Source organism: Streptomyces oryzae (assembly GCF_017676365.1).
In the GTDB taxonomy this organism is placed as follows: domain Bacteria; phylum Actinomycetota; class Actinomycetes; order Streptomycetales; family Streptomycetaceae; genus Streptomyces; species Streptomyces oryzae.
This window is the reverse complement of record NZ_JADKMA010000319.1, coordinates 1-4,722: the sequence shown is the minus strand read 5'-3', so window position 1 is coordinate 4,722 and position 4,722 is coordinate 1. Positions and strand designations below refer to the sequence as shown.

Annotated in this window: 4 protein-coding genes and 3 pseudogenes; 1 reads left to right on the top strand and 6 read right to left on the bottom strand. The window is 68.8% G+C overall.

From position 1 onward, the window contains the following. From ITI46_RS33280 to ITI46_RS35285, 5 genes and pseudogenes are all read right to left on the bottom strand, one after another. Positions 1 to 454, bottom strand: a pseudogene (locus ITI46_RS33280) (hypothetical protein); the annotation flags it as partial. After that, a complete protein-coding gene (locus tag ITI46_RS33275) occupies positions 442 to 1,131 on the bottom strand; it encodes a hypothetical protein (RefSeq protein WP_209243678.1) in 690 nt (229 codons plus the stop codon). The pseudogene ITI46_RS33280 and the gene ITI46_RS33275, both read right to left, overlap by 13 nt. 230 nt (positions 1,132 to 1,361) lie before the next feature. Next, complete coding sequence (locus tag ITI46_RS33270) at positions 1,362 to 1,658, bottom strand: DUF3039 domain-containing protein (RefSeq protein ID WP_209243677.1); 297 nt, start codon at positions 1,656 to 1,658, stop codon at positions 1,362 to 1,364. Positions 1,659 to 1,784: 126 nt separating this feature from the next. Beyond that, positions 1,785 to 2,084 (bottom strand): annotated as a pseudogene (locus tag ITI46_RS35290) (YqgE/AlgH family protein); the annotation flags it as partial. A 413-nt stretch (positions 2,085 to 2,497) separates the two neighbouring features. Then, positions 2,498 to 2,768 (bottom strand): annotated as a pseudogene (locus ITI46_RS35285) (YqgE/AlgH family protein); the annotation flags it as partial. A gap of 317 nt (positions 2,769 to 3,085) precedes the next feature. Between ITI46_RS35285 and murA the strand changes: the two are divergent. Next, entirely contained in the window at positions 3,086 to 4,414 is a 1,329-nt protein-coding gene (murA, locus tag ITI46_RS33260; protein WP_209243675.1) for a UDP-N-acetylglucosamine 1-carboxyvinyltransferase, read from the top strand. A 70-nt stretch (positions 4,415 to 4,484) separates the two neighbouring features. On the opposite strand, the gene ITI46_RS33255 is transcribed toward murA, so the two are convergent. After that, positions 4,485 to 4,722 (bottom strand): TOBE domain-containing protein (locus ITI46_RS33255; RefSeq protein ID WP_209243674.1); only part of this gene is annotated, 238 nt, incomplete at its 5' end.

Below are 4,722 nucleotides of genomic sequence, written 5' to 3'. Positions count from 1 at the left end.
CCGCATCCCTCTCCCCCGGATTCGGCACCGCCGCCCAGAACTTCCCCTCACCCTGCTTGTCCAGGTTGTAGTCCTTGTACTCCCCCTCCGAATACATGTGCCGGATATCCCGGTCCGTCTCCTCCTTCACGTACTTGTTGTACGGATCCTGCCCCGTCAACGAATACGGTGAAGCGTCCACCTTTTCCTTGAGCTGCTTCGGTGTATACGTCGGTGCGTACCAACACGGCGGCGGCGACCAATCCCCACCCGGCACGGACAGGTTCCCCCCACCACCTTTGCTCCCACCGGAACCGTTGCCGGAGTAGTGGACGACACCGGCCTCGGCGCTGTAGGTCTTTCCTTCTTTCTCACCCCGCCCATAGCCCGTGTTGGCTTCAGCGGCAGGTGCCTCCACCATGAGCGCTAAGGCGACAGCTCCGATCAGCGATGCCCCCGTCTTTACTTTCCGCATTGTTTCACCGCCTTTTCTGTCACCGTGACCGCCCGAGCCTTCCAGGAACCTCCCGACTTGGACGGCTTCTGCATGACGAGTTCGAAGTGCAGGTAGCTCTCATCCGAGGGGCTGGTACGGAGCACCTTTCCGGTCTTGGCCTTTTTGCTGAACAGCTTCGCCTGGTCGACGCAGTAGTCGACCTCGATCAGACCTTTCTTGGTCAGCTCCCCGAGCTGCTCCTTGTAGTACCGCTCCGTCCCAGTGACGGTGAAGCCCCTCTTCTTACCTTCCCCCGCGATGTAGGATGCGTACTCCTGCGCATCACCCAGCGGCACCGCATGAGCGGACAGGAGCGGGTCCTTCGGGTCCTGTTCGGCCATCGCATGCATCATCGCCCGCATGTAGTCGGCGGCTCCGTCCAGGGCAGCGGCCTTGTCAGGGTCTGAGGGCTGCTCCCAGTCGAAGACCTGCTTGACGTCATCCGGCAACTTGATGTCCGACGTACGGAAGTCCCCCGGCGAGTCCTTCCCCTTCTTCGACGGACTCGGCGACTTGCCGCCCTTCCCCGAATCGTCCGCGCCCTCGATCTTGTCGCTCTGCGAACCGCCGCCCTCACCCCCACCGCACCCGGCGAGAAGCAGCGCAGCGGCAACCGCAGTGGCGGCCAACGAGACGGCGGGGCGGGTGAGGCGCACGGCAAGCTCCCAGTAGCGTCAGGTGACTGTCGTGCACCTGACGGTAGCAGCGCCCCCAACTCCCCCACGACCAAGTTCAGTAGGACGCCGAGCGGAACAACTCCGTCCACAGAACAGCAACCGCCGCCTCGCCCGAACGGAGTACGGGCGAGGCGGCGGTGTGCGTTACGCGTCGTATGGGCTGTACGCGTGTGGTGTGCGCGGGGGCGCTGAGCTCGAACGCGTGGGGGCTACTTCTTGCCGTCGCCCTTGCCGTCCTTGCCGTTCTTGTCCCCGCCGGGACCCATCGTCTCGTAGATCTCCTTGCACATCGGGCAGACGGGGTACTTCTTCGGGTCGCGGCCCGGGACCCAGACCTTCCCGCAGAGTGCGACGACGGGCGTCCCGTCCATCGCGCTCGCCATGATCTTGTCCTTCTGGACATAGTGGGCAAATCGCTCGTGATCGCCATCACCGTGTGACGTCTGCGGGGTCGGCTCGACGAGTGTGCCGGTGCCCGCCCCGCGCTCGGGCTCAAGAGTGCTCATGCAGTCCAAGGGTACTCATGCGACCGGAACACGTCAGGCATGGGCGGTGGCCCGCGTCACCCGTCGGGAGCCCCTGCGCAACCGTGTTCGGTCCGCCTCGGGGTCACCGCCGGGCCGCCGTATCCCTCAGTTCAGCGACGGGTCGTCCGGATACGTGGCGACCAGCGCCAACTCGCTCCGCTGTCTGCGCAGTACGGACCGCCACAACCGCTCGGGAGCCGGTGAGGAGACATCGCCGGGCTCGGACTCGACCACGTACCACGCGCCCTCCGACAGCTCCTTCTCCAGCTGGCCAGGGCCCCAGCCCGCGTATCCGGCGAAGATCCGCAGCGAGCCCAGCTCGGCGGCGAGCAGCTCCGGCGGCGCCTCCAGGTCGACGAGGCCGATGGCGCCGTGCACCCGGCGCCAGCCGAGCGGGCCGTCGGTGTCGAGGACGGTGTCGGTATCGGTGTCCGTGCCGGCGCCCGAACCCGTACCCACACCCGTGTCTGCACCCCCGCCCGTCTCCGCACCCCCACCCGTACCTGCGCCCGTACTCGTACCCGTGTCTGCGCCCGCGCCCGAATCCATATCCGGGCCCGCACTCATGTCCGCATCCGTACCGGTCCCGGCCCCGGTTCCGTTCTCAGGGCCGGTGTCCGCTTCAGCGGCGTCCGCGGCGCGGGCGGCCTCCGTTTCGGCACCCGCACGCTCCCGGCCGGTGACCCGCTCGGGGCCGGCGGCTCTCTCGGCCTCCCCCGTGCCCGCGCCGTGCGACTCCGCAGGCCGGGTGCCGGTCCGGTCGCGCTCCGGCCGGGCGGCGGGCTCTTCCGCGCGGGCCGGGCCTCCATCGGTGCGGTCGCCTCTGCCGGAGGGGACCACGGCGACGCCCAGCGCGGCGTCCAGCGAGACGGGGCCGCCCTGGAAGACGACACCGGGCTCGCCGGTGAGCGCTGCCCAGGGCTCCAGGATGTCGCTGACGTCCACCGGGGTGGGACGGTTGAGGACCACGCCCAGTGAGCCCTCCTCGTCGTGGTCGAGGAGGAGCACCACCGCGCGGTCGAAGTTCGGATCGGCCAGCACCGGTGTGGCGACGAGCAGTCGTCCGGTGAGCGAGGACACCTCGGTCATACAGCAATGATCCCGCACCTGCGCCGTTCGTGGGACCCAATAGCCGGATCGAAGACCCGCGAACCGGTTCACACGGGGCGCATGGCGTTCACGGGGCGGTCCCCACGGCGGACCAGCGGCGGACCGGCTGCGGACCGGCTGCGGACCGGCTGCGGACCGCCGCCCCACCGGCAGTACGACAGGTAACGGGCAAATCACCCTTCGTGTTATTGCCGAGCTGTGACAGTCACCGACCCCCCTCGGGCATGGGTTCGCACCGGACGAGGCCATTACGCTTGCCTGTTGTCCCATCCCGTCTCGCGGAATCGCGGAGATCCATGACCGACAGCGCAGCCGACGTACTCCTCGTCCACGGTGGTGCCCCGCTCGAGGGCGAGATCCGTGTCCGGGGTGCGAAGAACCTCGTCCCCAAGGCCATGGTCGCCGCGCTGCTGGGCAGTGAGCCGAGCCGGCTGCGCAACGTGCCGGACATCCGGGATGTCCGCGTCGTGCGCGGGCTGCTCCAGCTGCACGGCGTCACGGTGCGCACCGGGGACGAGTCCGGCGAGCTGGTTCTCGATCCCTCCCACGTGGAGAGCGCGAACGTCGCGGACATCGACGCGCACGCGGGCTCGTCGCGTATCCCGATCCTGTTCTGCGGGCCTCTTCTGCACCGGCTGGGGCACGCGTTCATCCCGGGTCTGGGCGGCTGCGACATCGGCGGCCGTCCGGTGGACTTCCACTTCGACGTACTGCGGAAGTTCGGCGCGACCATCGAGAAGCGCGCCGACGGCCAGTATCTGGAGGCCCCGCAGCGGCTGCGCGGTACCAAGATCCGGCTGCCGTACCCGTCGGTCGGCTCGACGGAGCAGGTGCTGCTGACGGCGGTGCTGGCGGACGGCGTCACCGAGCTGTCCAACGCGGCGGTCGAGCCGGAGATCGAGGACCTGATCTGCGTACTGCAGAAAATGGGCGCGATCATCTCGATGGACACCGACCGCACCATCCGGATCACGGGCGTCGACAAGCTGGGCGGCTACACGCACCGCGCGCTGCCCGACCGGCTGGAGGCGGCCTCCTGGGCGAGCGCGGCGCTGGCGACCGAGGGCAGCGTTTTCGTACGCGGTGCCGAGCAGCGGTCGATGATCGCGTTCCTCAACACCTTCCGGAAGGTGGGCGGCGCGTTCGAGATCGGTGACGAGGGCATCCGGTTCTGGCACCCGGGCGGCCCGCTGAACGCCATCGCGCTGGAGACGGACGTACACCCCGGGTTCCAGACCGACTGGCAGCAGCCGCTGGTGGTGGCGCTGACGCAGGCTTCCGGGCTGTCGATCGTGCACGAGACGGTGTACGAGTCGCGGCTCGGCTTCACCTCGGCGCTCAACCAGATGGGGGCGCACATCCAGCTCTACCGCGAGTGCCTGGGCGGGATGCCGTGCCGCTTCGGGCAGCGCAACTTCCTGCACTCCGCGGTGGTTTCCGGGCCGACCAGGCTGCAGGGCAGCGATCTGATCATCCCGGACCTGCGTGGGGGTTTCTCGTATCTGATCGCCGCGCTGGCCGCGCAGGGTACGTCGCGGGTGCACGGCATTGATCTGATCAACCGGGGCTATGAGAACTTCCAGCAGAAGCTGGTGGACCTCGGTGCGAAGGTGGACCGCCCGTAGCTGATGAGGGGGTGCCCCCTCCCCGCTCTTTCCGGTGGCGCCCCCCACAGCCCCCACGCCGGGCACGCGCTCAGTCGGGCTCCACCACGAGGACCGGATTCTCGTGCGGGGTGAGCCGGCAATGGGCCCCGGGTGTCAAGGAGTCCGCCTCCCAGCTGGGGAGGTCGACCTTGGCCTCGGCGCCGGAGTCGCACACCAGGTGCAGGCGGGTGAGCCCGCCGAGGAAGGTGGCGACCCGCACGGTCGCCCCCTCACCGCCCGCGCCCGCGTCCCCGTCCCCGTCCGAATCGGCGTGCACCCGCAACCCC

Excerpts from the sequence above, each read along its gene's own strand:
- ITI46_RS33270 (WP_209243677.1), bottom strand. The coding sequence starts at position 1,658 with ATGAGCACTCTTGAGCCCGAGCGCGGGGCGGGCACCGGCACACTCGTC.
- murA (WP_209243675.1), top strand. The coding sequence starts at position 3,086 with ATGACCGACAGCGCAGCCGACGTACTCCTCGTCCACGGTGGTGCCCCG.